Source organism: Streptomyces rectiviolaceus (assembly GCF_039533825.1).
GTDB classification, from domain to species: Bacteria; Actinomycetota; Actinomycetes; order Streptomycetales; family Streptomycetaceae; genus Streptomyces; species Streptomyces rectiviolaceus.
The window spans coordinates 70,734-96,553 of record NZ_BAAAUG010000084.1; the positions used below are offsets into that span (position 1 = coordinate 70,734).

27 protein-coding genes and 1 pseudogene are annotated in these 25,820 nt (G+C 68.9%); 13 read left to right on the top strand and 15 right to left on the bottom strand.

The genetic code is table 11. The features are described 5' to 3' along the window. The first annotated feature begins 39 nt into the window (after window positions 1-39). Both ABD378_RS23705 and greA read left to right on the top strand, forming a co-directional pair. Window positions 40-471, top strand: a complete 432-nt coding sequence (locus ABD378_RS23705; protein ID WP_344523440.1) for a DUF4307 domain-containing protein — start codon at window positions 40-42, stop codon at window positions 469-471. Window positions 472-706: 235 nt separating this feature from the next. After that, entirely contained in the window at window positions 707-1,204 is a 498-nt protein-coding gene (greA, locus tag ABD378_RS23710; protein WP_344523442.1) for a transcription elongation factor GreA, read from the top strand. A gap of 119 nt (window positions 1,205-1,323) precedes the next feature. Here the strand turns inward: greA and ABD378_RS23715 are convergent, their stop codons facing one another. From ABD378_RS23715 to ilvA, 3 genes are all read right to left on the bottom strand, one after another. Beyond that, window positions 1,324-2,175, bottom strand: a complete 852-nt coding sequence (locus ABD378_RS23715) for an ABC transporter permease (protein ID WP_344523444.1) — start codon at window positions 2,173-2,175, stop codon at window positions 1,324-1,326. Next, the gene (locus ABD378_RS23720; protein WP_344523446.1) at window positions 2,172-3,239 is read right to left on the bottom strand and encodes an ATP-binding cassette domain-containing protein; all 1,068 of its coding nucleotides are present in this window, start codon (window positions 3,237-3,239) and stop codon (window positions 2,172-2,174) included. The genes ABD378_RS23715 and ABD378_RS23720 overlap by 4 nt, the downstream gene beginning before the upstream one ends. A gap of 205 nt (window positions 3,240-3,444) precedes the next feature. Continuing rightward, the gene (ilvA, locus tag ABD378_RS23725; RefSeq protein ID WP_344523448.1) at window positions 3,445-4,674 is read right to left on the bottom strand and encodes a threonine ammonia-lyase; all 1,230 of its coding nucleotides are present in this window, start codon (window positions 4,672-4,674) and stop codon (window positions 3,445-3,447) included. 145 nt (window positions 4,675-4,819) lie between these two features. Between ilvA and ABD378_RS23730 the strand changes: the two genes are divergently transcribed. The 3 genes from ABD378_RS23730 to ABD378_RS23740 all read left to right on the top strand — a co-directional run bounded on the left by ABD378_RS23730 (window position 4,820) and on the right by ABD378_RS23740 (window position 6,154). Continuing rightward, a complete protein-coding gene (locus ABD378_RS23730; RefSeq protein WP_344523450.1) occupies window positions 4,820-5,323 on the top strand; it encodes a MarR family winged helix-turn-helix transcriptional regulator in 504 nt (167 codons plus the stop codon). A 97-nt stretch (window positions 5,324-5,420) separates the two neighbouring features. Then, window positions 5,421-5,903, top strand: a complete 483-nt coding sequence (locus ABD378_RS23735; protein ID WP_344523451.1) for a sigma factor-like helix-turn-helix DNA-binding protein — start codon at window positions 5,421-5,423, stop codon at window positions 5,901-5,903. Further along, window positions 5,900-6,154 carry a hypothetical protein gene (locus tag ABD378_RS23740; protein ID WP_344523453.1) on the top strand — a complete coding sequence of 85 codons (255 nt, stop codon included), beginning with the start codon at window positions 5,900-5,902 and terminating at the stop codon, window positions 6,152-6,154. The genes ABD378_RS23735 and ABD378_RS23740 overlap by 4 nt, the downstream gene beginning before the upstream one ends. 16 nt (window positions 6,155-6,170) lie before the next feature. Here the strand turns inward: ABD378_RS23740 and ABD378_RS23745 are convergent, their stop codons facing one another. Beyond that, window positions 6,171-7,325, bottom strand: coding sequence for a cystathionine gamma-synthase (locus ABD378_RS23745; protein WP_344523455.1), 1,155 nt, complete (start codon window positions 7,323-7,325; stop codon window positions 6,171-6,173). Window positions 7,326-7,414: 89 nt separating this feature from the next. On the opposite strand from ABD378_RS23745, the gene ABD378_RS23750 reads away from it, so the two are divergent. Beyond that, entirely contained in the window at window positions 7,415-8,533 is a 1,119-nt protein-coding gene (locus ABD378_RS23750) for a hypothetical protein (RefSeq protein WP_344523457.1), read from the top strand. Between the two features lie 102 nt (window positions 8,534-8,635). Next, the gene (gene msrA / locus ABD378_RS23755; protein ID WP_344523459.1) at window positions 8,636-9,340 is read left to right on the top strand and encodes a peptide-methionine (S)-S-oxide reductase MsrA; all 705 of its coding nucleotides are present in this window, start codon (window positions 8,636-8,638) and stop codon (window positions 9,338-9,340) included. Window positions 9,341-9,538: 198 nt separating this feature from the next. Here msrA and ABD378_RS23760 read toward each other — a convergent pair whose 3' ends face one another. From ABD378_RS23760 to ABD378_RS23770, 3 genes are all read right to left on the bottom strand, one after another. Beyond that, complete coding sequence (locus ABD378_RS23760; protein ID WP_344523461.1) at window positions 9,539-10,288, bottom strand: ABC transporter ATP-binding protein; 750 nt, start codon at window positions 10,286-10,288, stop codon at window positions 9,539-9,541. Window positions 10,289-10,886: 598 nt separating this feature from the next. Then, window positions 10,887-12,218, bottom strand: coding sequence for a hypothetical protein (locus tag ABD378_RS23765; protein ID WP_344523463.1), 1,332 nt, complete (start codon window positions 12,216-12,218; stop codon window positions 10,887-10,889). Window positions 12,219-12,290: 72 nt separating this feature from the next. After that, window positions 12,291-12,785 (bottom strand): hypothetical protein, encoded by a 495-nt coding sequence (locus tag ABD378_RS23770; protein WP_344523465.1) that lies wholly within the window; start codon window positions 12,783-12,785, stop codon window positions 12,291-12,293. A gap of 379 nt (window positions 12,786-13,164) precedes the next feature. Here ABD378_RS23770 and ABD378_RS23775 point away from each other — a divergent pair. The 3 genes and pseudogenes from ABD378_RS23775 to ABD378_RS23785 all read left to right on the top strand — a co-directional run. Next, window positions 13,165-13,459 (top strand): annotated as a pseudogene (locus ABD378_RS23775) (ATP-binding protein); the annotation flags it as partial. Between the two features lie 196 nt (window positions 13,460-13,655). Then, entirely contained in the window at window positions 13,656-14,297 is a 642-nt protein-coding gene (locus ABD378_RS23780; RefSeq protein WP_344523467.1) for an ATP-dependent Clp protease proteolytic subunit, read from the top strand. A 5-nt stretch (window positions 14,298-14,302) separates the two neighbouring features. Beyond that, on the top strand, window positions 14,303-14,908 hold the full coding sequence (locus tag ABD378_RS23785; protein WP_344523469.1) for a ClpP family protease: 606 nt from the start codon (window positions 14,303-14,305) through the stop codon (window positions 14,906-14,908). Between the two features lie 15 nt (window positions 14,909-14,923). On the opposite strand, the gene ABD378_RS23790 is transcribed toward ABD378_RS23785, so the two are convergent. Both ABD378_RS23790 and ABD378_RS23795 read right to left on the bottom strand, forming a co-directional pair. Then, window positions 14,924-15,247 carry a helix-turn-helix domain-containing protein gene (locus ABD378_RS23790; RefSeq protein ID WP_344523607.1) on the bottom strand — a complete coding sequence of 108 codons (324 nt, stop codon included), beginning with the start codon at window positions 15,245-15,247 and terminating at the stop codon, window positions 14,924-14,926. Between the two features lie 231 nt (window positions 15,248-15,478). After that, a complete protein-coding gene (locus tag ABD378_RS23795) occupies window positions 15,479-16,405 on the bottom strand; it encodes an aminoglycoside phosphotransferase family protein (protein ID WP_344523471.1) in 927 nt (308 codons plus the stop codon). Window positions 16,406-16,448: 43 nt separating this feature from the next. Here ABD378_RS23795 and ABD378_RS23800 point away from each other — a divergent pair, with 43 nt between their 5' ends. Then, the gene (locus ABD378_RS23800) at window positions 16,449-17,252 is read left to right on the top strand and encodes an alpha/beta fold hydrolase (protein ID WP_344523473.1); all 804 of its coding nucleotides are present in this window, start codon (window positions 16,449-16,451) and stop codon (window positions 17,250-17,252) included. Here ABD378_RS23800 and ABD378_RS23805 read toward each other — a convergent pair. Together ABD378_RS23805 and ABD378_RS23810 are read right to left on the bottom strand one after the other, a co-directional pair. Continuing rightward, window positions 17,249-17,635, bottom strand: a complete 387-nt coding sequence (locus ABD378_RS23805; protein WP_344523475.1) for a VOC family protein — start codon at window positions 17,633-17,635, stop codon at window positions 17,249-17,251. The two genes, ABD378_RS23800 and ABD378_RS23805, sit on opposite strands and share 4 nt — an antisense overlap. Before the next feature lie 176 nt (window positions 17,636-17,811). Continuing rightward, window positions 17,812-18,882: an NAD(P)-dependent alcohol dehydrogenase gene (locus tag ABD378_RS23810; protein ID WP_344523477.1), complete on the bottom strand. Its 1,071-nt coding sequence runs from the start codon at window positions 18,880-18,882 to the stop codon at window positions 17,812-17,814. Window positions 18,883-19,000: 118 nt separating this feature from the next. Here ABD378_RS23810 and ABD378_RS23815 point away from each other — a divergent pair, with 118 nt between their 5' ends. Then, complete coding sequence (locus tag ABD378_RS23815) at window positions 19,001-19,918, top strand: helix-turn-helix transcriptional regulator (protein WP_344523479.1); 918 nt, start codon at window positions 19,001-19,003, stop codon at window positions 19,916-19,918. A 52-nt stretch (window positions 19,919-19,970) separates the two neighbouring features. Here the strand turns inward: ABD378_RS23815 and ABD378_RS23820 are convergent, their stop codons facing one another. Both ABD378_RS23820 and ABD378_RS23825 read right to left on the bottom strand, forming a co-directional pair. Beyond that, complete coding sequence (locus tag ABD378_RS23820) at window positions 19,971-20,741, bottom strand: group II truncated hemoglobin (protein WP_344523481.1); 771 nt, start codon at window positions 20,739-20,741, stop codon at window positions 19,971-19,973. Continuing rightward, on the bottom strand, window positions 20,738-21,145 hold the full coding sequence (locus ABD378_RS23825; RefSeq protein ID WP_344523483.1) for a winged helix-turn-helix transcriptional regulator: 408 nt from the start codon (window positions 21,143-21,145) through the stop codon (window positions 20,738-20,740). The genes ABD378_RS23820 and ABD378_RS23825 overlap by 4 nt, the downstream gene beginning before the upstream one ends. Before the next feature lie 50 nt (window positions 21,146-21,195). Between ABD378_RS23825 and ABD378_RS23830 the strand changes: the two genes are divergently transcribed. Beyond that, window positions 21,196-21,567, top strand: coding sequence for a YybH family protein (locus tag ABD378_RS23830; RefSeq protein ID WP_344523485.1), 372 nt, complete (start codon window positions 21,196-21,198; stop codon window positions 21,565-21,567). Window positions 21,568-21,588: 21 nt separating this feature from the next. Here the strand turns inward: ABD378_RS23830 and ABD378_RS23835 are convergent, their stop codons facing one another. Both ABD378_RS23835 and ABD378_RS23840 read right to left on the bottom strand, forming a co-directional pair. Continuing rightward, a complete protein-coding gene (locus tag ABD378_RS23835) occupies window positions 21,589-24,945 on the bottom strand; it encodes a S8 family peptidase (RefSeq protein ID WP_344523487.1) in 3,357 nt (1,118 codons plus the stop codon). Between the two features lie 141 nt (window positions 24,946-25,086). After that, window positions 25,087-25,770, bottom strand: coding sequence for an ABC transporter ATP-binding protein (locus ABD378_RS23840; RefSeq protein WP_344523489.1), 684 nt, complete (start codon window positions 25,768-25,770; stop codon window positions 25,087-25,089). Window positions 25,771-25,820: the final 50 nt, after the last annotated feature.

The following is a 25,820-nucleotide window of genomic DNA, read 5'->3' on the forward strand; positions in this document are numbered from 1 at the left end:
GGCGGAAAATTCCGGCATCCCCTTTCCTGGAGGACGATCATGGTGGCCGTGAGCGGCGGCGACATCAGCGGCTCCACCGCACCGGCACCCGATGGCCGGTACGGCCACTCGCGCTCGGCCGACGAACGCGCGGACCGCAAGCTGAAGATCACCGGTGGAGTCCTCGGTGTGCTCTTCCTCCTCATGATCGGCTGGTTCGGATACGACTACGTCTCCGGCACGAAGGTCAGCGGCGAAGTGATCAAGTTCGAAGTCGTATCGGACAGCGCGGTCCAGGTGCACCTGGAGGTGCGCAAGGACGCGGACGCGAAGGGCTACTGCACCCTGCGCTCGCAGGCCGAGGACGGCGAAGAGGTGGGCCGCGCGGACTTCCGCTTCGACCAGAACGAGGGCAGGATCGACAAGGTCGTCACGCTGCGCACGAAGGCGCTCGGGACGAGCGCCGAGCTGCTCGGCTGCCACTCGGACTGAGGCCCGGACCGAGGCCCGGCCGACTCTGGTTGTCCGTCGACTCGTCCCTTGCGTCACGCTGACCGGCCGACGTCCCCGGTGTACCGGCTCTCACCTGCGTTGACGTATTTCTGATGGCTTATGTCCTCCCCCTCACGCGCCTGAATTGTTAGGCTCGTGGTTTCGCCCACCCGTGAGGGAACATCCTTCTGGGTAGGGCGATGCTTTGTATTCCCAGTACCTACGAGGAGCACCTGTGACCCAGACCAGCGAGAACGTCACCTGGCTGACCCAGGAGGCGTACAACCAGCTCAAGGCCGAGCTGGAGTACCTGTCTGGTCCCGCGCGCACCGAGATCGCTACGAAGATCGCGGCGGCACGTGAGGAGGGCGACCTGCGCGAGAACGGCGGGTACCACGCGGCCAAGGAGGAGCAGGGCAAGCAGGAGCTCCGCGTCCGCCAGCTGACCCAGCTCCTGGAGCATGCGAAGGTCGGCGAGGCGCCGGCCGCGGACGGCGTGGTCGCGCCCGGCATGGTCGTGACGATCGCCTTTGACGGCGACGAGGACGACACCGTGACGTTCCTGCTCGCCTCGCGCGAGTACGCGAGCGCCGACATCGAGACGTACTCGCCGCAGTCCCCGCTCGGCAGCGGCGTGAACGGCAAGAAGATCGGCGAGGACGCGCAGTACGAACTGCCGAACGGCAAGCTCGCCTCCGTGAAGATCCTCCAGGCGCAGCCCTATCAGGCCTGAGGCCCGCATCGGCGAAACGGAAGGCCCCCTGCACCGAGCGTGCCGGGGGCCTTTCGCGTGTCTGGAGCCTTGCGGGCTTTGCGGGCCGCGCGGGGCTTGCGGGGCTTGCGCGCCTGGGCTCAGGCCGTGGCCGAGCGGTACTTGCGGACCGCGAGGGTCCGGAAGAGCACGACGATCAGGATCGAGTAGATCACCGAGGCCCAGACCGGATGCTGCATGGGCCAGGCCGACGAGTCGACCACTCCCGGGTTGCCGAACAGCTCACGGCAGGCCTGGACGGTGGCACTGAAGGGGTTCCAGTCGGCGATGGTCTGGATCCACGTGGCCATGTTGTCCGTGGGGACGAAGGCGTTCGAGATGAACGTGACCGGGAAGAGCCAGATCAGGCCGCCCGACGTGGCCGCCTCCGGGGTGCGGACCGAGAGGCCGATGAGCGCCCCGATCCACGTGAAGGCATAGCCGAGCAGGAGAAGCAGGCCGAAGGCGCCGATCGCCTTGCCGATGCCCTCGTGGACCCGCCAGCCGACCAGGAGCGCGACGATCGCGAGCACGACCAGGGTGAGCGCGGTCTGCACGAGGTCGGCGATGGTCCGGCCGGTGAGGACGGCGCCGCGCGCCATGGGCAGCGACCGGAACCGGTCGATGAGGCCCTTGTGCATGTCGTCGGCGATGCCCGCGCCGGCACCCGCGGTGGCGAAGGTGACGGTCTGGGCGAAGATGCCGGCCATCAGGAACTCGCGGTAGACACCGGGGTCCGTGGAGCCCCCGATGTTCATCGAGCCGCCGAAGACATAGGCGAACAGCACCACGAACATGATCGGCTGGATCAGACCGAAGATGATCATCTCCGGGATGCGCGTCATGCGGATGAGATTGCGCTTGGCGACGACGAGCGAGTCGTTGAACGACTGGACGACGCCGCCTCGCGGCCTGGGGGCCACGGTCCGGACCGCTTCGGTTGTCGCGCTCACTTGGCGTCCTCCGTCGTGTCTTTGCCGTTCGCGTCGTTCGCGTCTGTCGCGTCGTTGGCGCTGCGCCCGCCGTTCTCGGTGTTCTCGGCGTTCTCGGCGTTCTCGGTGTTCTCGCCGTTCGTCACCTCGGCCACATGGCCCGTCAGTGAGATGAACACGTCGTCCAGGGTCGGGCGGCGCAGCCCGATGTCGTCGATCTCGACGCCGCGGTTGTCCAGCTCTCGGATGATCTCGGCGAGCAGCTTGGCGCCGCCGGAGACCGGAACCGTGAGCTTGCGGGTGTGGTTCTCGACGGCGACCTCTCCCTTGCCGAGGCCGCGCAGGACCTCTGTCGCCGGGGCGATGTGCTCGCGCTCGTGCACCACGACCTCGACGCGCTCGCCGCCGGTCTGCGCCTTGAGCTGGTCGGAGGTGCCGCGCGCGATGACCCGGCCGTGGTCGATGACGCAGATGTCGTGCGCCAGGTGGTCGGCCTCTTCGAGGTACTGGGTGGTGAGCAGCAAGGTCGTGCCGCCCGACACCAGCTCCTGGATGACCTCCCAGAGCTGCTGGCGGTTGCGCGGGTCGAGGCCCGTGGTCGGCTCGTCCATGAACATCACCGGGGGTGACACGACGAGCGCGGCCGCGAGGTCGAGGCGGCGGCGCATGCCTCCCGAATACGTCTTGGAGGGGCGGTCCGCGGCGTCGGCGAGATTGAACCGGTCGAGCAGCTCGCCCGCCCTGGCCTTCGCCTCCTTGGCCTTCATCTGGTAGAGCTGGCCGACCATTTGGAGGTTCTCGCGGCCCGTCAGATACTCGTCGACCGCGGCGAACTGGCCCGAGAGACCGATCGAGCGCCGCACTTCGTTCGGATGCTTCAGCACGTCGATGCCCGCGACGACCGCGCGGCCGCTGTCCGGCGTCAGAAGCGTCGTCAGACAGCGCACCGCCGTGGTCTTGCCCGCGCCGTTCGGCCCGAGGAGCCCGAGCACGGTGCCCTCCGGGACATCCAGATCGACGCCGTCCAGAGCCTTTACGTCACCGAAGGTCTTCACGAGGCCTTCGGCGTAGATGGCGCCTGGCATGTGGGTTCTCCCAGTTGTTTGGGTGACTTCCTACGGAAAAGATTAGATTTGCCGGGTATCACGCGCCCGGCGACCAGTGACGTGAGACACACACCATAACGCGATACATCGCGTCTCTTCAACGGGATCGGCGAAGCCTGTGGACAAAGCAAAATAGCGGGGAACGGCGTGGTGTGTGGGGGAATTTCTCCGCAGCCGTCAGCCGTCAGCCGATGACGGTGTAGCCCGCCTCGCGCAGAGCCACGCCGACCTCGGCGCAGTGCGCGGGCCCCTTGGTCTCCAGGTGCAACTCCACCTCCACCTCCGTGAGTCCGAGTCGCGGATCGGTCCGCACATGGCCCACGTCGAGGACGTTAGCGTCCACCACTGACAACACCCCGAGAAGCGTGGCCAGCGCCCCGGGCCGGTCCGTGAGGCGCAGGCGCAGCGACAGATAGCGGCCCGCCGCCGCCATGCCGTGGCGCAGGATCCGCTGCATCAGGAGCGGGTCCACATTGCCGCCGGACAGGAGCGCGACCACCGGACCCTCGAAGTCCTGCGGCCGACTCAGGAGCGCCGCGACGGGGCTCGCGCCCGCGGGCTCGACGACCATCTTGGCCCGCTCCAGGCAGAGCAGCAGCGCGCTGGAGAGCTCGTCCTCGGAGACGGTGACGACGTCGTCGAGCAGCTCGTCGATGATGCGGAACGGCACGTCGCCGGGGCGCCCGACCTTGATGCCGTCGGCCATCGTCGCCGGGTTCTCTATCGACACCGGGTGCCCGGCCGCGAGCGAGGGCGGGTAGGCCGCGGAGCCCGCCGCCTGCACGCCAATCACCTTGACGTCCGGGCGCAGCGACTTGACCGCCACCGCGATGCCCGCGGCGAGCCCGCCGCCGCCGACGCCGAGGACCAGGGTCCGCAGCTCGGGGCACTGCTCCAGGATCTCCAGGCCCACCGTGCCCTGCCCCGCGATGATGTCGGGGTGGTCGAAGGGGTGGATGAAGACCGCGCCCGTCTCGTGGGCGTACTCCTGCGCGGCGGCCAGCGTCTCGTCGACCACCTGGCCGTGCAGCCGCACCTCCGCGCCGTACTCGCGGGTCGCCGCGACCTTGGGCAGCGGGGCACCCACCGGCATGAAGACCGTGGACCGCACACCGAGCAGCGAGGACGCCAGGGCCACGCCCTGCGCGTGGTTGCCCGCGCTCGCGGCGACCACACCGGCCGCGCGCTCCTCGGGCAGCAGGCCCGCGATCCGTACGTACGCACCGCGCAGCTTGAAGGAGCCCGTCCGCTGGAGGTTCTCGCACTTGAAGTGGACCGGCGCCCCCACGAGCTGCGACAGGTGCCTGCTGCCTTCCATCGCCGTCACCCTGGACACGCCCGAGAGCATCTTCTGGGCGCCGCGCACGTCGTCGAGGGTGACCGTCGGCAAGGAGTGAGGCGTGCGGTAGCTCATGACCGCCAGTCTCCCAGTTCACAGCGGGGTCCTCCTGTGGTGACCACGTGCCGAGACTGGTTTGCGCAGCGCTGGTACGCCCCGCGTCCCGGCCGCGTACCCTGTCCCCCAACCCATCGCCCTCGCATGAAGTGAGCCCCCGGCCATGCCCACAACTCCGGACATGACGACCGCCAGCGATCCCGGCCTCCTCGACACGCTGCAGCACCAGGTGGCCGTGTTCGCCCGCCGTGCGGAGCAGACGCGCCTCGGCGGCGTAGGACAGGTCCGCAATTCCATGGACCGCGCCGCATACCTGCTGCTCAACCGCCTCGACAAGGAGGGGCCGATGGGCGTGAAGGCGCTCGCCGCGAGCATGGGCATCGACTCGTCGACGGTCACCCGGCAGGTCGCCCCGCTGGTCGACACCGGGCTGGTCAAGCGCACCTCGCACCCCGAGGACGGCCGTGCCGTGGTGCTCCAGCTGTCGCCGCGCGGCGAGGCGCGCCTCAACGAGGTGCGGTCATCGCGGCGTGACCTCATGGCCGAGCTGACCGACGACTGGTCCCCGGAGGAGCGCGAAAGCTTCTGCACGCTCCTCACGCGCTTCAATTCAGCGCTGTCCGCCCGCCAGACCTCGCAGGTGACTCCGGACGAGCCCGCTTCTTGAGACCGGCGGCTCCGAGGGCGCCCGCCTCTTGACCTCGGCCGTGTGCCTGGCCTCATATGAGACCGGGGGCCCGTCCCCTCCAGGCTGGAGGCGCGGTGTGCGCGAACGGCAGACGTCTGTGAACGTCCGCCGTGCCCGGGAGTTCGAGGCGTTCGTCGCGGGCGCGGCAGGGCGGCTGCTGCATGCCGCCACACTGCTCACCACCGAGCCGCCGGACGCCAACCCACGCGCGCGTGCCCTGCTGACCGCGTCCCTGGCGCATTCGTACGCGACGTGGGACCGGATGCGCGGCGAGGACCCGTACGACCGCACCCGCCAGCAGCTGGCCATCCGCTTCGCGCGCGGGGCCTGGCGGCGGCACCGGGGCCACGGCGGCGTCCTGGCCGGGCTCACGCCCCAGGAGCGGCTGATTCTCGTGCTGCGGCTGTACGAGGGCGTCGCCGAGGAGCAGACAGCGGCGCTGCTCGGCCTGCCCACCGACCGCGTGGGGGCGATCTGCGCCCGCGCGATGGAGACGGTCCTGCACCCGCCGCGCGGCCCCGCGCCGACGCGCCCCCTGGGTGAGGCGGCCCCGTCATGAGCCAGTTCGACCGCAAGGAGAACGCGGTCCGCCTCCTCCTGGACGACGGCGCGCCCCCCTCGGTCCCGCCCGAGGTCTACGAGGAAGCGGTCCGCCGCGGCGCCCGCATGCTGCGCCGCAGAAGGGCGCTGCGCCGGCTGCTGTGGCTCCTGCTGCTCGTGGCGGCGGTCGCCTTCGTGGTCTGGGCGTCGGTCGAGCAGCCGTGGGTGGAGCCGCCTTCGGAGACGACTCCACCGCTGACACGCTGGTGACCGGGCGCGGGCTTTCCTAGCCCAGCGCCTGCTGCAGATCGGCCAGCAGGTCGTCCGCGTTCTCGATGCCCACCGAGAGCCGCACCAGGTCCGCGGGGACCTCCAGGGCCGAGCCCACCACGGAGGCGTGCGTCATCCGCCCCGGGTGCTCGATCAGGGACTCCACGCCGCCGAGCGACTCACCCAGGGTGAACAGCTTCGCGCGGTCGCAGACGGCGACCGCGGCCTCCTCGCCCCCGGCGACCTGGAAGGACACCATCCCGCCGAACGACTTCATCTGCTTGGCGGCGGTCTCGTGACCGGGGTGCTCCGGAAGCCCGGGGTAGAGAACACGCGTCACGCGCGCGTGCCGCGTCAGCATCTCGGCGACCTTCGTCGCGTTCTCGCTGTGCCGGTCCATCCGGACGGCCAGCGTCTTGATGCCGCGCAGGACAAGCCACGCGTCGAAGGGCCCGGCCACCGCGCCCATCGCGTTCTGGTGGTACGCCAACTCCTCGCCGAGCTCGGCGTCGTTGACGACCAGCGCGCCGCCCACGACGTCCGAGTGCCCGCCCATGTACTTCGTCAGGGAGTGCACGACGACGTCCGCGCCGAGCGCGAGGGGCTGCTGCAGGTAGGGGCTCGCGAAGGTGTTGTCGACGACGAGGCGGGCCCCCGTCTCCTTGGCGACCTGCGCGACGGCGGCGATGTCCGTGATGCCGAGCAGCGGGTTGGAGGGGGTCTCCACCCAGATCGCCTTCGTACGGTCGGTCACCGCGGCCCGCACCGCCGCCGGGTCCGATGTGTCGGCGACCGACCACTCGACGCCCCACCGCGAGACGACCTTCGCGAAGAGCCGGAACGTGCCGCCGTACGCGTCGTTGGGGATGACCACGTGGTCGCCGGGAGCGAGCAGCGTACGCAGCAGGCAGTCCTCGGCTGCGAGACCTGACGCGAAGGCGAGGCCGCGCCTGCCGCCCTCCAGCGCGGCCAGGTTCTCCTCCAGGGCGGTGCGGGTGGGGTTGGCGCTGCGGCTGTACTCATAGCCGCCGCGCAGCCCGCCGACGCCGTCCTGCTTGTACGTCGACACCTGATAGATCGGCGGGACGACCGCGCCGGTGAGCGGGTCCGCGGTGTTGCCCGCGTGGATCGCGACGGTCTCGAAACTCTGGCTGCTGAACGTGTCACTCATGTGGCCAGAGCCTAGTCCTGGACGGAGGGAGGGCCGACGAGTTCGAGACTGGTTCGCCAAGTGTCAGACCCGTCTGGTTCGCTTGAGGCATGGAGATTCTCTGGGTGCTGATGGCGGCGATCATGATCGGGGCGGTTCTGGGCCCGTTCCTGCTGCGCAGGCGCGGCGGAATCCGCCAGGTCGCCCCCGGTTCACCGGACGCCGCGGACCCGGCGGACTACGGCTTCGCGCGTCAGGAGGAGCTGGACATCCGCATGCCGGGCCCGGACCGCGACCTCCTCGACGTCCTCGACGTGGTCCAGGAATCGCAGAGCTGGAAGGCGGCCTCGCAGCTGCTCGCGGGCACGGAGGTGCACGGCGAGGTGCGCTGGCAGCGCGTGCAGGCGTTCGCGGGCGCCGCTTCCCTGGAGCTGCAGCAGCGGCCGGGCGGGGTCAGCGACCAGCCCGGCGGGCAGTGGCTGCGGGTGTGGCGGGCCGAGGCGCCCAAGGACGCGGGCGGCGCGGCAGTGCACGCGGAGTTCCTGGTCCAGCAGGCCTGGCGGTCGTCACAGTCCGGGACGGACGAATTCCGGATCATCCTGGAGGAGGCGAAGGAGGCCTGCGCGCAGGCGGCGCTCCTCTCCCCCGGGGACCCGGTTCCGTACATCATCGAGCTCTCCATCGCCCGCGGTCTCGCGTACCCGCGCGAGGAGTTCGAGCAGCTGTGGCTCAAGATCCTGGACCGCGCGCCCGCACACATGGGCGCGCATCTGGCGGCCCTGCACTACTGGTGCGAGAAGTGGCACGGCTCGCGCGACCTCGCGCACCACTTCGCGGAGGCCGCGGCGGCCCGCGCCCCCAAGGGTTCGCTCCTCTCCGCGCTCCCGCTCTTCGCGGTGTACGAGCACCTGCCCGAGGTCAACCTGGTCCGCGGCTTCTACGAGAGCGAGGTCGTCACGAAGGCGGTGGAGGGCGCGCTCTACGCAGTGCACTCGGCCCGCCCGGACGACCCGATGCTGGCGCACGTCCGGCACCTCCTGATCCTCTTCCTGGTCCGCAGCGAGCGCTGGGCGGAGGCGATGAACCAGCTGATCCACGTGGACGGCCACGTCGGCGCCCTGCCCTGGACGGTCTCCTCCGACCCGGCCGCGGACTACGCGGTGTACCGCGCGCTGGCGGTGGCTGGGTACGAGGCGAACGGCGGCAGTCCCGCGACGCTGTCGCACTGAGGCGGACGGCCCGAGGAATGCGGCTCCCCTCGCACACGTTGACCCAGTAGCCGCCCCCACGCAGGTCCGCACCGCCCCGCCCCGTTTCTGGAGGACAGCCCGATGCTCTTCGGCCGCACGCCCGAGCTCCCCACCCCCGAGCAGGCCCTGAAGGGCCGCGCGACCCCCGAATTCGAGGTCCCGTCCCGCCACACGGTCCTCGGCAACCCGCTCCTGGGCCCGTACCCCGAAGGACTGGAGATCGCGGACTTCGGGCTCGGCTGCTTCTGGGGAGCGGAGCGCAAGTTCTGGCAGACGGAGGGCGTCTGGACGACGTACGTCGGCTACCAAGGGGGCTACACGGAGAACCCCTCCTACGAGGAAGTCTGCTCGGGCCTGACGGGCCACACGGAGGCGGTCCGCGTGGTCTTCGACCCGGCCCGCGTCTCGTACGCGGCTCTCCTGAAGCTCTTCTGGGAGTCCCACAACCCCACGCAGGGCTTCCGCCAGGGCAACGACGTGGGCACGCAGTACCGCTCGGCGATCTACACGCACTCCTCCGACCAGGAAGCGGGCGCGGTGGCGTCCCGCGACGCGTACCAGCAGGTCCTCACATCGGCGACCCACGGCGAGATCACGACAACGATCCTCCCGGCAGCCACCCGCCCGTTCTGGCCGGCCGAGGGCTACCACCAGCAGTACTTGGACAAGAACCCGGACGGCTACTGCGGAATCGGCGGCACGGGCCTGCGGCTGGACAGCCCGTCGGAGACGAACTGGGGCCGGGCCTGCCCGACGGGGATCGCTCCCGCTCCCACGGCGGAATGACACCGTCACCCGGGACCTCGCGCGTTCACGCGGCGCGGAGGTCGCGGCGCGTCACTCGGCTTTGGTGAGTCACCGGGCTGCCATCCCGGCGACTCCGGACCTGCTGGCAGGCCACGGTCTGACGATCCCCTCGCTGACGCGTTTCAGGGGACGCGGTCTTCCCAGGCGTCCCCTGCGAGTTCGTCGGGCCCTTCAACGTCAGTACTCGCGGCCTTGGCCAGCGGCCAAGGCCGCGTATGCCTCCTCGACCATCCTGCCTGTCGGCGTCCCGGCGGGCGCATGCGCGATGAAGTCGTCTGTAGGTCCGGCAAAGGAAACCGTGCCTTCGGTCAACACGGTTACGTGATCGGATTCCTCGGCCAGATCGGCGATGTCGTGCGTGGACATCAAGACCTGCACCTCGTCCTCGTGCGCGAGGCGGGCTATGAGATCTCGGAAGACGCGTCGCTGTGCTGGATCCATCCCAGCTGTGGGCTCGTCGAGCAGCAGTACCGCGGCGTTGTGGACAAGAGCGGAAGCAACGCCGACTCGTCGAAGTTGACCGCCAGAAAGGTCCTTCGTCTTTATGTTGGCCCTGGACGTCAGTTCCACACGCGCCAACGCGGGGAGGGAAGCAGCCCACGCGTCAGATCGGTTCATCCCCTTGAGCCAACCTGTGTAGGCAACTTGCTCGCGAGCTGTCAGAGATGTCATGGCGGTAATGCTCTGTGGCATCCACGCCACACGCTGGCGATATTTGCGCTGCCGCGCATTCAGATCGCCCATCCTGACACTGCCGGATGTTGGGCTGTTCACCCCGGCGGCGAGTTTGAGAAGGGTCGATTTACCTGCCCCATTCGGGCCAAGGAGGATGGAAATGCCCCGAGGAATGCTGTACGTGAGCTGATGGAGGACTGGAGGCTTGTTCCGCCGGTAGGCGAAAGTGCAGGAATCCAGGTGGATATACATTACGTACCTCTAACGGTGGCGTTTCGGCGCGTGGCCACAAAAGCAGCGAGACCAATGGTAAATACGGCTGCGGATGCTAGCGCGGCACTTACGTGAGTTGCCGGTTCCGGCAAGATGGTCCACGGATACGGACGGTGGTACCGGTCATAGCCAAGAAAGACAACGGTAAAGATGCAGCCAATGGGAAGCATCACCGCAGCCGGTGGAACGACCGCGTAAGCAAGAAGCATGAGGCCAGTGAGGTAAGCAGTGTTGCGGCCAACACCCCACGCTGTCTCACTTCCCGACAGCCACCCTACTGCCGCTCCGATCGCAACAGACAGAATTATGACCGCAGTAATGAGGAGAGCGTCATAGCGAGCCACAGGCCTCCATCCCGCTACTTCGCCTTCCAACAGGCGGGATGTCAGGCACAAAAGAAGGCCTGAAGTGATGAGCAGAGGCGGCAGAAGCGTAAGGACCACCGAATTGTTTCCGCCGGTCAACAGAGCTGGCAGTTCTACTGAGCCATCGTTCATAACTAGAACCAGCAATGCGAACAGGACCATGCTGGGCAGGAGGACTGGGGCAATGCGGCGCGCTTTGAACCACCACAGCATCACGTGCCGTCCTTTCCTGCATTTGTGCAGGCCTTCTTGATTTCCTTCGCATACCACGCGCTCTGTTCGGCGTGCGAGAGCTTCCGCGCGGTCGACACGCGGCGCTGCACAACTTCTAGTACCTCGTCACCGTTCGCATACTGCTGCACCTCCGACTTCTGCCACGTCAGATAAGGCCGGTCGGCGCCAGCAACGGTGGCAGCCCAGAGCATGGCGGAACGAGAATTCACCGCGTCTGTTCGGTTGCACGGGAACTGCACGGCGTGGGCCACAGCGGCTAGGCGCAGCGTTTCCTCACCCCGCGCGGCTTGCTTCGACACGGGCATCCACCACACGCGGTCCGTCGAGGTGCGCTGTACGCGACCGAGGACCACGGAATCGTTGACGGTGCTTGGTGTAGGAACATCGACGCCGGCCTCACGCAGTGCAGTAATAGCCCCCGCGATCTCCCTCTGCGTCTTCTTCATGTCCAGGTGCGCCGCCGCGGGGGCACAGACCCGTGGATGTGTTCCCCGACATTCCGTGGCGGCGTGCCCGGACGCCAGCGGGCTGACAGCGCCCCAACTGTCCACGGCAGCAACACAACTCGCCATAATGCCGACGCAGGCTGCGGCGGCAGTGATGCGTATCGCGATACGCATCAGCTGACCCCACGCGGAGATCCACGCTACGCAGCACGCAGCAGCAATGGATCCGGAGAAGAGGATGTGCGGAAGAAGGCTTTCAAGCGGGGCAATTTCTCCGAAGCTCAGTCCGGCGGTGAATTGGCCGGACAAGTGGCGGGTCCACAAGGTTTCTCCGCGCGATGCTGATCCGCCGATGAGGAAGTACGTGACGGCAGCTATCAGGGGTGCGGAGATGATGCGGTTCAAGCGCGAGCCGACTGCGAAACCGATGATGGAGTGAACACAGACCAAGATCATTCCCATTCCCAGGAGCGGGAGGGAATCAATGGTGGGCCATGTGCCGATCTCTGCGAACGCCATGCCCAAGGGGATGAGGAGCATGAGCCAGCCTGCGGCAACGCCGGGAAGCAGTGCTTCGGCTGCTATGCGATAACGCGAGCGGGCGGCCGACAAGGACCACACGCCGTCTCGCTTCAGCCTTCCCGCTTCCCAAGCCCCCAGCCCTGATGCGATGGCGTAGGAAAAGGCATAGTACGCAATCAATACCCGACTGACGACGGACGGCCCCCATTTCGGCTCCGTGTACATCCCCGTATAACCCGGGTCAAGGTGGAGGGACTGGAAAAAGTACACGAGGATGATGCCGAGGCATACCGGCGACATCCAGATTGCGCCACTGGTGCGCAGTCGGGTGAGAATTTTCACGGGTTGCTCCGATAGATAAACCAGGCCGCCCCGATTGGGACGGCCTGGAATGCGGTTTACGCGAGCCCTTGGTCAGCTATCGGCCTTCGAGGTGTCCACGTACGTCTTCTTCACTCCGAGTATGCGGTCAATGTTCTGATGTCCGCCGATCTTCTTGATCTGGAAGAAGTAGGTCCCATGGGAAAGACCGCTCCACTGGCCGTTGCTGGTTGCGTTGCCGTCGAAGCAGGCGGTGTAGTGCTTATCGCCCCAGGAAATGTCGTCAGCCAGAGGGCGGTCCTGGCGAAGGTCGACATCGGTGCTGTAGTACTTCGTGGCACCATTGTTCGCGTCGCAATTGGTGAACAGAATTTGTGAGTACGATTCGTCGGCCCAGCGAGAGGACTGGAATCCGGCCCGCACCCCCGAAAGGCTACTGCCCCAATTGAGCACCCCGGCCTCGCCCGACTGGCCATCAGGCGATACGGGCGTGGTGTCCGCTGACGCGACCTGGGCCCCCCCGAGCATTGATGCGGCACAAACGGCGGCTATAGCCGCAGTCCGAGATTTGTACATATTGATGCGCATATTTTGCACCCTCCCCTTTTTTGCGCTAGATCGGACGCATTACCCATGCGGTCACTCCGGGTTGAACATCACGTCCGACTGCGTAACCGAACAACATCACGCGCTTCGCCGGGGCGCTGTGACGTAGATCTCGTTCCCTCCCCTGAATCTTCATAATGTTTACGGAATGGTTGAATCCGTTCATGCGGGGCACCTGAGGTTGAACTCGTGCTGTCGCGCGGGGCGTTCAAGAGTCGGAGCGCCCGCAACTAGCGCCCAGAGCGGTCCGGGAGCATCCGCAGCGCGAAGGCGGAGTGAGTCGACGAAGCCAGCAGCGAGGGGCCGTCGGCCGCTGTCCGGATACACAGGCGCGGGCAAGGGATCCTGGCTGCCTCAGCTCATGGGACGCGGGACCGTCATCCGGCGGCGGCTCGTCGGCGGTGTCGTCTGCGATCCGGAGCACGTCGGGTTCGGGCTGCACCGCATGATGCCGCCCCGTCTGCGCGGGGACTTCCAGGATCTTCCGGCCTGACGGCAGGGTGTGTACGAGGTGCTCGACCTGGCCCTCACGAAACACGAGGGGACGGTTGTCGTGCCGATGACCGTCGTGGAGCCTGCCTACTTCGAGGAGACCGTCGGGCGGCTGCGCGAACGCGGGCATGACGTCCGGCACTTCGCGCTCCTCGCCGACCGGCCGTCTGCGCCGTGCCTGGACCGGGGTCCGGCACATCCGCCGGGACTGACGGCCGGCCGCTCTGCCGTCAGCGAATCTGCCGCAGGCCAAGAACACTTACGCGGCAAGGGCGGTGGTCCGAAGGTGGTGGGACAGGGCAGGGGTCGGCGGCAAGTGAGCCGTGCCGCTGCCGCTCCCTATCGTCTGGAGGACGAACGATGCCGTCCATCGTCAATGCCCCTCGGGGCTCCGAGGGCGAGACGCCCTCGACTCGGTTCGACGATCATCTGGCCGCGCAGTTGCTGACCCAGCGGATCGTCTTCCTGGGGACTCAGGTCGACGAAGTTTCCGCGAATCGCGTGTGCGCGCAGATGCTGCTGCTCTCCGCCGAGGACCCGCGGACCGACATCAGTCTCTACATCAACAGTCCCGGCGGCTCCGTCACCGCCGGGCTCGCCATCTACGACACCATGCGGCTGATCCCCAATGATGTGTCGACCCTCGCCATGGGGTTCGCCGCCAGCATGGGGCAGTTCCTGCTGACGGTCGGGACCGCGGGGAAGCGGTATGCCCTGCCCAACGCGCGGATCATGATGCACCAGCCCTCCGCGGGCATCGGCGGGACCACCGCCGACATCGCGATCCAGGCCGAGAACCTGGAGTTCACGAAGAAGGCCGTCGAGCGGATCACCGCCGAGCACACCGGGCAGACCGAGGAGGTCATCTCGCGTGACGGCGACCGCGACCGGTGGTTCACCGCCGAGCAGGCCAAGGAGTACGGGATGGTCGACCGGGTGCTCGATTCGCTCGCCGATGTGCGGCCTGCCGCGTCCAAGCCGCGTATGGGACTGGGGGTCTGACCGACATGAGCCAGTACACGATTCCTACCGTCGTCGAGCGCACTCCGCAGGGCGAGCGCGCGTACGACATCTACAGCCGGCTGCTCTCCGAGCGGATCATCTTCCTCGGGACGGAGATCGATGACGGCGTGGCCAATGTCGTCATCGCGCAGTTGCTTCATCTTGAGTCCTCGAACTCTGAGCGCGAGGTCTCTATCTACATCAACTCGCCTGGCGGGTCCTTCACTTCACTCATGGCCATCTACGACACCATGAGCTTCATCAGTGCGCCCATCTCGACCGTCTGCGTCGGGCAGGCCGCATCCACCGCCGCCGTGCTCCTCGCCGGAGGCGACCCCGGGCGGCGGTTCGTCCTGGAGCACTCGCGCGTACTGCTCGGGCAGCCCGCGAGCGGCGGGCAGCAGGGGACGGTCTCCGATCTCACCCTCCAGGCCAAGGAGATGGTGCGGATCCGCTCGCAGGTGGAGGACGTGCTGTCCCGGCACTCGGGGCACGACATCGCCACGCTGCGCGCGGACATGGACCGCGACAAGGTGTTCACCGCCGAGGACGCGGTGGCGTACGGCATCGCCGACGAGGTGCTCAGCCGGCGGATGCTCGCCGCGGCGTAGCCGGCGTAGCAGCGCTCACGCCGCCAGGCGAATGTCTCCCTGGCGCGGTCGCGTCGACTGCGGTGCGTGGCGGGTCAACTCGATCTGGGCCAGGGAGAGCAGGTCCGCCAGGCTCAGGCCGAGCGCGCGGGCGCCGGCCGCGAGGACTTCGGACGAAGCCTCCTTGCGGCCGCGCTCCAGCTCGGAGAGGTACGGCATCGAGATGCGGGCCGCCTCGGCCACATCCTTGAGCGTACGTTCCTGAGCGAGGCGCTCGCGGCGCAGCACGTCACCGACCACGTCCCGCCACAGGGGCTCTTTCGCCGTGGGTGACGTCGGGGCCACGGGAGTTGTGCGCATGGGGGCGGGTCCGGGCGGCGCCGTGCGCGCCGAGCGGGGGCGCAACGGGATGACGCGGGCCTGCCGCTCCGCCTTCGGGGCCTGCTCCGGCTCGTGGTACCGCTCTTGGCTGCTCACCCTCTCAGGGTATGAGCCACCCGGGCCCCCGGGCAGTGATCAGCGTTCTGCCCCCGGCGAACGCCCGGCCAACGCTCCCGGCCAAAGCTCCCGGCGAACGCCCCGGCAGCCACCTCACGTCAGCGCATCCGCCAGCGCCTCCGTCGCCTTGACCACCCACGCCGGATCCCCATGCCGCAGCCCCCAGTGCGCGGCCGTCACCGCCCGCGCCTGCGCCCACCTCCTGGCCCGGTCGCGGTCGACCTCCGCCGCGTCGGCGAAGACGGCCAGGCGGCGCAGGGCCGCGGCCCGCGGATCGGGGGCGGTGAGCAGGGACTCGAAGCGGGTGCGGAGCAGGGTGATCGAGTCGTACGCCGGGTCTCCGACATAGCCCTTGGGGTCGATGGCGAGCCAGGGCTCGCGCTGTGACCTCAGTACGTTGGTGAAGTGCAGGTCGCCGTGGATCAGGGTGTCCGGCTGGTCCATGCCGAGTTCGCGTACGGTCCCGATCGCGGCGGCCACCGCACGTGCGGGCAGCGGCGAACCCAACTCCCGGTCCTCGTCCCTCAGTTCACACTCCCACTCGGCGACGAGCGAACTCATCCGTGGCAGTCCGGCGGGCGCGGGTACGGCGAGGCGGCGCGCCAGGCGCCCGGCCACGGTCACCGCCTCGTCGGTGTCCTCCACGTCGGCGAGGGAGTCCGCCCCGGGCCCTGTCCCCGCCCGCTCGAGCAGCATCGCGAACCTCGCGTCGTCCCGCTCGTAGAGGCGGACCGCGCCCCGGCCCGACCACACCGCGAAGGCGTCCGGCTCGTACACGTTGCCGGGGTGCGGGAAGGAGATCTTCAGGACGGCGGGCGCCGAGTCGTACCGCCGTCTGACGGGGACGACGATGCCGACCTGCCCGTGCGTGACCGCGTCCGTCGGCTCGCAGTCCCAGCGCTCGAACAGCTCGTCGGCAAGCTCCGGAAGCGTCGCGAGCCAGGCGCGGCCCCGCTCACCCTCCCGCTGGACCGTGCTCAGCGCAAAGCCCTCTGGTACCTCGATGGGTGTCCCGATCATCCCGGCACCCTAGCGAGGTCGGCGGGTGGTTACCGTTCACCCCATGCCCCTCGCTGAAGCCGCCGACGGTACGGCCCTGCACTACGAAGTCCATGGCTCCGGCCGCCCCCTCGTCCTGCTCAGCGGGCAGTCCAACAGCCACCGCTGGTGGGACCCGGTGCGGGACGACTTCGCCGCCGCGTACCGGACGGTCGTGCTCGACTGGCGCGGCACCGGCGAGAGCGGCCACCCCGAGACCGACAGCTACAGCACTCCCGGCTTCGCCCGCGACGTCGTCGCCGTGCTCGACCACGCGGGGATCGAGCGCGCCCATGTGTACGGCACGTCGATGGGCGGGCGTGTGGCCCAGTGGATCGCCGCCGATCACCCCGGGCGGGTCGACCGGCTCGTCCTCGGGTGTACGTCGCCGGGGCCGCCGCACGGCATCGAGCGCGGCCCCGAGGTGCGCGCCGCCCTCAGTCAGCCCGATGCCGCGGCGGCGAACCGCGCCCTGAAGGAGCTGATGTACACCCCGGGCTGGATCGCCCGGCAAGGGGAGGGCGCGGTCTTCCACACCCTCGGCGATCCGGCCATGCCCCCGCACGCGCGGCGCCGGCATCTGCGGGCCAGCGCCCGGCACGACTCCTGGGACGCGCTGCCGCGGATCACGGCGCCGACGCTCGTCGTGCACGGCACCGACGACGTGTTCAACCCGACGGCCAACGCGCCCCTGCTCACGGAACGCATCCCCGGGGCGCGGATGCGGCTCGTCCCCGGTGCGCGGCATGCGTACTTCGAGGAGTTCGCGGACATCGCGACGCCGCTCGTGCTCGGCTTCCTCGCTGAGGAGGGTGCGGAGGGTGCCTAGCTCCCGCTGCCGTACGGCTTGGTGATGATCTCCAGGACGTGGCCGTTCGGGTCGTCCCAATAGACGCCCCGGCCACCGTCGTTGGTGTTGATCTCGTTGACGATCTTGTGGTGCGGGTCGGCCCAGTAGGTGAGCCCCGCGTCCTTGATGCGCCCGAAGATGGCGTCGAACTCATCCGCGGAGACCAGGAAGGCGTAGTGCTGGGGGGTGATCGGGCCGCCGTCGCTCTCCAGGTAGTCCAGCGTGACGCCGTTGGGGATCTCGACGGGGAAGAACGGACCGTACTGGGGCCCTACTTCGAGGCCCAGGATGTCGGCAAGGAACTGCGCGGACGCCTTGTTGTCCTTCGCGGCGACGATGGTGTGGTTGAGCTGGATGGTCATCGTGCGACCTCTTCCTATGCGTCTGAAGTGCCCGTGTTGACGCCCACCACACTAGGCACGACCCACGCACCCGGCATCGGTCACACGGCCCCCCACCTGCTGCGCAATGCGGCCTAGGGCCGCGGGCCGAGTCGAGTTCCGGCCACGCGGCCCCAGGAGTCAGGGGCCGGACAGCCTCAGATCGTGGCCGTGTCGATCACGAAGCGGTAGCGCACGTCGCTGGTGAGGACGCGCTCGTACGCCTCGTTGATCTGGTCGGCGTCGATCAGCTCGATCTCCGAGCCCAGGCCGTGCTCGGCGCAGAAGTCCAGCATTTCCTGGGTCTCCTGGATGCCGCCGATCATGGAGCCCGCGAGGGTCTTGCCGCCGCCGATCACGGAGAAGAGGTTGAGGGAGACCGGCTCCTCGGGGGCGCCGACGTTCACGAAGGCGCCCTCGGAGCGCAGCAGGCCCAGGTACTTGTCCAGGGGCAGCGGTGCGGAGACCGTGGAGAGGATCACGTCGAAGGTGCCCGCGAGCTGCTCGAAGGTGGCTTCGTCGCTGGTCGCGTAGTAGTGGTCGGCGCCGAGGCGCAGGCCGTCGTCCTTCTTGCGCAGGGACTGCGAGAGGACGGTGACCTCGGCGCCCATGGCGTGCGCGATCTTGACGGCCATGTGGCCGAGACCGCCGAGGCCCACCACGGCGACCTTCTTGCCGGGGCCCGCCTGCCAGCGATGGAGCGGGGAGTACGTGGTGATGCCCGCGCACAGCAGCGGCGCGGCGACGTCCAGGGAGAGGCCGTCGGGGATGCGGACGGTGAACGCCTCGTCGACGACGACGTGCGTGGAGTAGCCGCCGTAGGTGGGCTCGCCGTCCTTGCCGAGGCCGTTGTACGTGGGGACGTTGCCCTTGAGGCAGTACTGCTCGAGGCCCGCCTTGCAGTTCTCGCACTCGCGGCAGGAGTCGACCATGCAGCCGACGCCGACGCGGTCGCCGACGGCGAACTTGGTGACGGCGGAGCCGACCTCGGTGACGACACCGGCGATCTCGTGGCCCGGAACCATCGGGAAGATGCCCTCACCCCAGCCGTCGCGCGCCTGGTGGATGTCCGAGTGACAGATACCGGCGTACTTGATGTCGATCAGTACGTCGGACTCGCCCACCGGGCGACGCGGGACGGTGGTCCGCTCCAAGGGGGCCTTGGCGGACGGAGCGGCGTAAGCGGAAACGGTCGTGGTGGTGGTGGTGGTGTTCGTCTGTGCGGTCATGTCGTCAACCGTGCCAGGCTGGCGGGCATCTACCCAGGTCACAGCTCTGCCTACGTCCAGTGGTCCTACTACTGGTGGGGACAGGCTCGTATGCCTGCGACCCCGGATACTGGAATACATGAACGCCGACGCCGGGCAGCCCCCGCACGCCCCCGCCCCCGAGCCCCTGGACGGCCGCGCCGAGCTCAGTGAGTTCCTGCGCACCCGCAGGGCCCGGCTGCAGCCGGAGGACGTCGGCCTGCCGAACTTCGGGCGCCACCGGCGGGTGCCAGGGCTTCGCCGCGAGGAGCTGGCGCAGCTCGCGGGGGTCTCCGTCGCGTACTACACACGCCTTGAGCAGGGCAACGGCCGCAACGTCTCGGGCGAGGTCCTGGACGCCATCGCGCGCGCCCTGCGCCTCACGGACGCCGAGCACGCCCACCTGACCCATCTGGCCAAGCCCAAGCAGCACAAGAAGAAGCGCGCGGCCCGCCCCCAGCGCGTGCGGCCCGCGCTGCTCCAGCTCATGGACGCGATGGACGGCGTCCCCGCCTATGTGGCAGGACGCCGCTCGGACATCCTCGGCTGGAACCGCATGGCCGCCGCGCTCTTCGGCGACTGGGGCGCGCTGCCGCCCGAGGAGCGGAACTGGGCGCGGATCTGTTTCCTGCACCCCGAGTCACGCACGCTGTTCCGGGACTGGGAGCAGAAGGCGTCGGACATCGTGAGCTTCCTGCGGATGGACGCGGGCTGCTATCCGAACGACCCGGCGCTCTCGGCGCTGGTCGGCGAGCTCTCCGTGAAGAGCGAGGAGTTCCGGACCCTGTGGGCCACGCACGACGTGCGCGAGAAGGGCCACGGCGTCAAGCGCATGCACCACTCGCTGGTGGGCGACATGACCCTGTCGTACGAGACGCTGCGGCTGCCAGACGATCACGATCAGTCACTGATCACCTACCACGCGGAGCCGGACTCGGCGTCGGCCGAGGCCCTGCGGCTGCTCGCCAGCTGGGGAGCGGACGCGACCCGTGCCGGGACGGCGGGCACCCAGAAGTAGGTCCCCGCCGCCAGGCCCCCACCGCCCCCGCGCGTCACGGCTGGTACGGACGTCACGGCTGGTACGGAGGCGCCGCGCCCCAGTTCCACAGCGGCACCGGCTGGGCGGTGGGCCGGCTCGCGTCCGGGCCCGAGAAGTAGACCGCGAGGCGGGTGCCCCACTCGACGTAGGCGAGGAAGGCGGACCGGAACTCGGCGTCCGTCGGAAGGCCCGCGTCGTCCGCCGCGTCCTGCATCAGGTTGACCCAGCGGCGGCGCTGCGGCTCGGTGATGCCCTTGCCGAGGTGCTTGCCGACCATCTCGGAGTGGCCGCCGTGCTCCTGGGAGTACTTGGCCGGGCCGCCGAAGACCTCGCCGAGCCACTGGGCGACGTGCAGGGCGTGCTCGGCGGGCAGGCCCTCGAAGAGCGGGGCGAGCAGCTCGTCCTTGAGGACCTTCTCGTAGAAGATCTCGGTCAGGCGCTCGAAGTTCTCCTCGCCGCCCGCCCAGGTGTACAGGGTCGGCGTGGAGGCGCCCGTGCCGCGCACGGCGGTGGGTGTGTAGTGGCGCATCTCCTCGATGTTCTCGACATACGGACGGATCTCCGCGAAGAATTCGCGGAAGAGCTCCGAGCCCCGGAAGCCCTCCATGTGGTCCTTGGTCGACGTCCAGGTGATGCGGAGGACGAAGTGCTCGAAGTCCTCCTCGCAGCGCGTGAGTTCGTAGTCGATGCACTGCGGGGCCGCCGCGAGCGGGACGGCGGCGCGGGTGTACGCGGAGAGGAACTCCGCGGAGCGCTCGGAGGGGATGCGGTAACGGATGTACTCGACGGTGTGGGCGGTCATGTGACGTCGGCTTCCTCTGCGGTGGGTGGTGCCGGCACGCGTGCTCCCCAGTCCCACAACGCCTGTAGGACCGGGCCGAGTTCTTTTCCGTGGGGGGTGAGTTCGTAGGTGACCGTGGAGGGCCAGCCGGGTGTCCTGGTGCGCAGGACGACGCCCGCGGCGGCCAGTTGAGCGAGCCGCTCTGTGAGCACCTTGTCCGACAACTCCGGCAGCGTGGAGGCCAGTTCGCTGTACGCGTAGGAACCGGATCGCAGCAGTTCGCGGACGATCAGGGTGGTCCACCGGCCGCGCAGGGCGGCAAGCGTGATCTCCACGGGACAGGCGGGGGTGGGGGCGCTGACGCGGGCTCTGGGGTCGTCCGGGAGCCCCTGGTCCAGCCCCTGGCTTACCGTTCGGTGAGTCACGAAGACGCCTCCTACTGTGGCCCGCAACCGAGCCTCACCAGGAGGGTTACATGTCGCACCTGCCTCTGCCCACCCGCGCCGAAGACGTCCCCGCGGCCTTCGCCGAGCGGTTCAACAGCGGCGATCCGGAGGCGGTGCACGAGCTGTACGAGGAACGTGCCGCGTTCGTGCCGGAGTCGGGGGACGCGGTGCACGGGCTCGCGGCCATCGCGAAGGAGAACGGCCCGTTCCTCGCGATCGGGCTCCCCATCTCCGTACGCCCCCGCCACGTGCACGTCTCCGGGGAGATCGCGCTGCTCGTCGTCGACTGGGAGATCGAGGGCGTCGCGCGGTCCACGGCCACGGACGTGGCACGCCGCGGCGCCGACGGGTACTGGCGATACGTGATCGACAGCCCCTTCGGCGCCGCGGTTCCTGCCTAGACAGCGCGTGGTGCGGCTAACTCACTTGCCGTAGTACGCGTTGTAGATCGACAGCGTCGACTTGTTCCCCTTCTTGTCCGCGATCTTCGCGTGGAAGGAGATCCCCTTGCCCGCGGCCGGGTTCTTGACCTTGATCTTGCCGCCGCTGACGGTGGCCTTCTTCCAGGTCTGGCCGTAGTCGTACGACACGTACACCGCAAGGGACTTGAGGTTCGCGCCCGCGGCCGCGCCCTGCACCGTCACCGGCACGGACTGGGTCTCGCCGGCCTTCGCCGTGCTGCTCAGGTCGACCGCCGGGGCGAACCGCGCCGTGGAGACCGGCAGCTTCGCGTTGTCGGCCTTCTTGGAGCGGAACGTCCAGCTCGCGTCGATGCGCGTGGAGGCCGCGGCCACCTTGACGCTGCGCTTCACGGACGTCGACAGCTTGTACTCGGCCTCGGCCGCCGGGACCTTGAACGTGGCGCCGCCGGCCAGCGGGTCCTCGTTCTCGCCGATCTTGGTGGCGCCCTTGTGGAGGGTCGTCTTCACCGAGGAGTAGAGCGAGGAGCCCGCGTGCGTCTTGCCGTCGGCGAACAGCGGCAGGGAGCCGCTGATCTCGTTGCCCCGGCGTGAGACGCCGTATTCACCGCCGATGCGCGGGCCGAAGACGGCCGTGTTGAACGTCTTCTCGTAGCTCTTGCCGCCCACGAACTTCTGCCCCGCGCCCAGCGAGTAGCCCGCGTCGACGATCGGCCAGCCGTCCGGGTCGACCCCGGCGTGCTGCTCGAAGTCCATGCTCCACTTCACGTCGTCGGCCGTGGACAGATACACCGTCCGGGTGCCGGGCAGCGGCTGCGGAACGCTGATCGCGGAGCCGCCCGAGCTGCCGGGCAGGTAGCCCAGGGCGCTGATCGCGCCCTTCTTGCCCTTGGCCGACGCGCCCATGCCCACCTTCACCGTGGCCAGTTCGGACGCATTGAAGTGCTTGGTGTAGCCGGTCGCGACCTGCTTGACCTTGCCGCCGAGCACGGTGTCGTACTCGGCGTCGTCACCCTTGGTCCAGTGCCCGTCCCACTGCTGGTGCAGCGAGCCGTCGGTGACCTGCGGGCCCAGGTGCGAGGTCCGGAAGTCGGTGTACGAGTCGAGCCACCAGCCGAAGGAGTAGCTGCCGCCCGGCACGTCGACCGTGTAGTCGGGCGACGCGAAGAACGACTTGGCGTCCGCCGACGGGACCGTGATGTCGACCGGCTTGCCCTTGCGGGCGTCCAGCGTCACCGTCGTGTCCTTGGTGATGTCCAGCTTCGGCTGGGCGATCCAGTCGGCGCCCTTGGTGAAGTCGGCCGGGTCGGCGACCATGCTGGTGTTCAGCAGGTAACCGCCCTTGGGGACACGGACCTTGACCGTGCCGGACGCGTCGTACGGGTTGAAGGACTTCTGGGCGGCGAGCCCGGAGACACCCTCCAGGTCGCTGTCGTAGTACTTCGGGGCCTGTCCGTCGCGCCCGATGTGCTTCAGCGTCAGCTCGTACGACTCGACCTCGCGCTCGACCGCGGCCGCCGTGCGCACGGACTGTCCGCCGCCGGTCGCCACGACGTACGCGGAGTACGCGCCGTCGACCGTTCCGCCGAGCTTGGTGTCGATGGTCAGGTCGACCGCGGCGGTGCCGCCCGCGGGGACCTTCACCGTCTTCGCGCCGAGCTTGAAGAAGCCCGCGGGAGCCGGGGCGCCCTTGGGGTTCGTGCCCGTCACTGCCAGGTCGAGGGTGACGTCCTCCTTGCCGAGGTTCTTGTACGTCACCTTCTTCGTGGCCGGCTTGTCGTCGGTGTGCGGCCACTGCTGGGCGTCGAAGGAGAGCGACACCGGCTCGGCGATCACCGACTGCTTGATGGCCTTGTCGACGGCGATACGGCCCGAACCCTGCTGGAACGGCGTGTACTTGCCGTCCTTCGTGGACGCGGTCAGCGCGCCCTTGAGCTCGGCGTACTTCCATTCGGGGTGCTGCTGCTTGAGCAGGGCGGCGGCGCCCGCCACGTGCGGGGTCGCCATCGACGTACCGGAGATCGTCAGATAGCCCTCGGGCTTCTGGCCGACCTCCTGGTCGATGACGCTGCCGGGGGCGGCGGCTGCCGTGATGTCGACCCCGGGCGCCGTCACATCGGGCTTGATGGCGCCGTCGCCGACGCGCGGGCCCTGGCTGGAGAATTCGGCGAGCTTGTCGTTGTCGTCGACCGCGCCGACGGTGAGGGCCGCGTCCGCGCTGCCCGGGGAGCCGACGCTGCCGGGCATGCCGTCATTGCCCGCCGCGATCGCGAAGAGGATGCCCTTCTCCGCGGAGAGCTTGTTGACCTCGGCCTCGAGCGGGTCGACGCCGGGAGTGTCACCGCCGCCGAGGCTCAGGTTCACGATGTCGGCGCCCTGGTCGGCCGCCCACTCCATGCCGGCGATGATCCCGGAGTCGTCACCGGAGCCGGTGTCGTCGAGGACCTTGCCGTTCAGGAGCTTGGCGCCGGGCGCCACGCCCTTGAGCTTGCCGCCCGACTTCGCGCCGGTGCCTGCCGCGATGGAGGCGACGTGGGTGCCATGGCCGTAGTGGTCCGTGGCGTCCGCCGCCGGCGTGAAGTTCTTCGCGCCGACGACCTGGTCCTTCAGGTCGGCGTGCGTGGCGTCGACGCCGGTGTCCAGGACGGCGACCTTGACGCCCTTGCCGTCGAACCCGGCGGCCCACGCCTTGTCGGCGCCGATCTGCGGCACGCTCTTGTCGAGGCTCGCCTTGCGGACGCCGTCCAGCCAGACGCGGCTGACGCCGGTGGCGGTGGCGCCGCCCTTGTCGGCGACGAGCGCGGACCACAGGTCGGTGGCGTCCTGCTTCGGGGTCGTGATGGCTTCGGCGTTCAGGGACTTCAGGGTCCTGCGGACCGTGGTGTCACCCGCGGCGCGCACATCGGACCTGGCCCCGGCGGCCGTTCCCTTGTAGCCGACGATCAGCTTGAGGCCCTTCTTCTGGGCCCTGCGGTTGTCCTTCTTGCTCAACTCGGTGACGTCGAACAGCCGCTGGTCGAGCTTGCCGGTGGCTATCAGGCGCTGCGCGTCGGCCGGGATCACGAGCGTGTGACCGCCGACGCGCTTGGTCAGTACGGGTATCCGCTCACGCCCCTTTGCCCGCTCGAAGCCGGTGACGCGGCCCTTGGAGTCGGCGGTGACGCGGTCGCCGGTGATGAGGGTGATGCGGTGCGTGGTCCGTTCGGCGCTTGTGAGGCCCGCCGGCTGCGCGTCCGCCGACCGCGTGGCTTCCGCCAGTGCGTCCGGTGACTGCTTCGCCGCCGACGCCGGGCTGGTCATGCCCGCGGCGAGGGCCACGGCCGCCGCTGTGGCGATCGTGGCCCCGTAGGCTCTCTTCACTTTTCTGCGCAAGTCTCCCCCTGGAGGTCAAGGGGCTTCCGCCCCTGGACGAGGAAGTATTGCCCAGGGTCGAACATCTGCTCAATAGCGCGTCAGAAGTTCAATAGTGCGTCAGGAGCGACGAGTTGGCCGACGAGCCGGTCACTGGGTGGCCCGCTCCGTGACCTTGATCTGGCCGCGTCTGATCGTCGCGAGGCGCGGGGCCTTCCGGGCGATGGCGCTGTCGTGCGTGACCATCACGAACGTCAGGCCGTGCTCTTTCCAGAGCCCTTCGAGCAGCTCCATGATCTCGTCGCGCATGGACTCGTCGAGGTTGCCGGTCGGCTCGTCGGCGAGCAGCACCTTCGGCCGTTTGACCAGGGCGCGGGCGATGGCGACGCGCTGCTGCTGGCCGCCCGAGAGCTCGGCGGGCAGGTGGCTGCGGCGTTCGCCGAGGTCCACGGACTCCAGGGCGTCGGCGGCGCGTTCGCGGCGGTCCCCGGCGCCGAGGCCGAGGGGGACGAGCGCCGTCTCGACGTTCTCCTGGGCGCTGAGCGTGGGGATCAGGTTGAAGGACTGGAAGACGAAGCCGATCGACTCGGCGCGGACCTTGGTGAGACGCGCCTCGGGCAGCGCGGCCAGGTCGACGCCGTCGAGCTCGACGCTGCCTGAGGTCGGCCGGTCGAGCCCGCCGAGCATCTGCAGGAGCGTGGACTTGCCGCCGCCCGTCGGGCCCTGGATGACGAGCCGGTCACCGTCACCGATGGCCAGGTCGACCCCGGCGAGGGCGTCGACGGTCTCCTTGCCCCTGCGGTACTGCTTGGTGACGCCTCTGAGCTGATACATGGTGTGACTCCTGCGATACGTAAGGGGGTTGGCGACTCGTTGAGGGTCCG

Coding starts and splice junctions, on each gene's coding strand:
- ABD378_RS23705 (WP_344523440.1), top strand. CDS start 40: ATGGTGGCCGTGAGCGGCGGCGACATCAGCGGCTCCACCGCACCGGCA.
- ABD378_RS23720 (WP_344523446.1), bottom strand. CDS start 3,239: ATGCCAGGCGCCATCTACGCCGAAGGCCTCGTGAAGACCTTCGGTGAC.
- ilvA (WP_344523448.1), bottom strand. CDS start 4,674: ATGAGCTACCGCACGCCTCACTCCTTGCCGACGGTCACCCTCGACGAC.
- ABD378_RS23730 (WP_344523450.1), top strand. CDS start 4,820: ATGCCCACAACTCCGGACATGACGACCGCCAGCGATCCCGGCCTCCTC.
- ABD378_RS23740 (WP_344523453.1), top strand. CDS start 5,900: ATGAGCCAGTTCGACCGCAAGGAGAACGCGGTCCGCCTCCTCCTGGAC.
- ABD378_RS23745 (WP_344523455.1), bottom strand. CDS start 7,325: ATGAGTGACACGTTCAGCAGCCAGAGTTTCGAGACCGTCGCGATCCAC.
- ABD378_RS23750 (WP_344523457.1), top strand. CDS start 7,415: ATGGAGATTCTCTGGGTGCTGATGGCGGCGATCATGATCGGGGCGGTT.
- msrA (WP_344523459.1), top strand. CDS start 8,636: ATGCTCTTCGGCCGCACGCCCGAGCTCCCCACCCCCGAGCAGGCCCTG.
- ABD378_RS23760 (WP_344523461.1), bottom strand. CDS start 10,288: ATGTATATCCACCTGGATTCCTGCACTTTCGCCTACCGGCGGAACAAG.
- ABD378_RS23770 (WP_344523465.1), bottom strand. CDS start 12,785: ATGCGCATCAATATGTACAAATCTCGGACTGCGGCTATAGCCGCCGTT.
- ABD378_RS23780 (WP_344523467.1), top strand. CDS start 13,656: ATGCCGTCCATCGTCAATGCCCCTCGGGGCTCCGAGGGCGAGACGCCC.
- ABD378_RS23785 (WP_344523469.1), top strand. CDS start 14,303: ATGAGCCAGTACACGATTCCTACCGTCGTCGAGCGCACTCCGCAGGGC.
- ABD378_RS23790 (WP_344523607.1), bottom strand. CDS start 15,247: ATGCGCACAACTCCCGTGGCCCCGACGTCACCCACGGCGAAAGAGCCC.
- ABD378_RS23795 (WP_344523471.1), bottom strand. CDS start 16,405: ATGATCGGGACACCCATCGAGGTACCAGAGGGCTTTGCGCTGAGCACG.
- ABD378_RS23800 (WP_344523473.1), top strand. CDS start 16,449: ATGCCCCTCGCTGAAGCCGCCGACGGTACGGCCCTGCACTACGAAGTC.
- ABD378_RS23805 (WP_344523475.1), bottom strand. CDS start 17,635: ATGACCATCCAGCTCAACCACACCATCGTCGCCGCGAAGGACAACAAG.
- ABD378_RS23810 (WP_344523477.1), bottom strand. CDS start 18,882: ATGACCGCACAGACGAACACCACCACCACCACCACGACCGTTTCCGCT.
- ABD378_RS23815 (WP_344523479.1), top strand. CDS start 19,001: ATGAACGCCGACGCCGGGCAGCCCCCGCACGCCCCCGCCCCCGAGCCC.
- ABD378_RS23820 (WP_344523481.1), bottom strand. CDS start 20,741: ATGACCGCCCACACCGTCGAGTACATCCGTTACCGCATCCCCTCCGAG.
- ABD378_RS23830 (WP_344523485.1), top strand. CDS start 21,196: ATGTCGCACCTGCCTCTGCCCACCCGCGCCGAAGACGTCCCCGCGGCC.
- ABD378_RS23840 (WP_344523489.1), bottom strand. CDS start 25,770: ATGTATCAGCTCAGAGGCGTCACCAAGCAGTACCGCAGGGGCAAGGAG.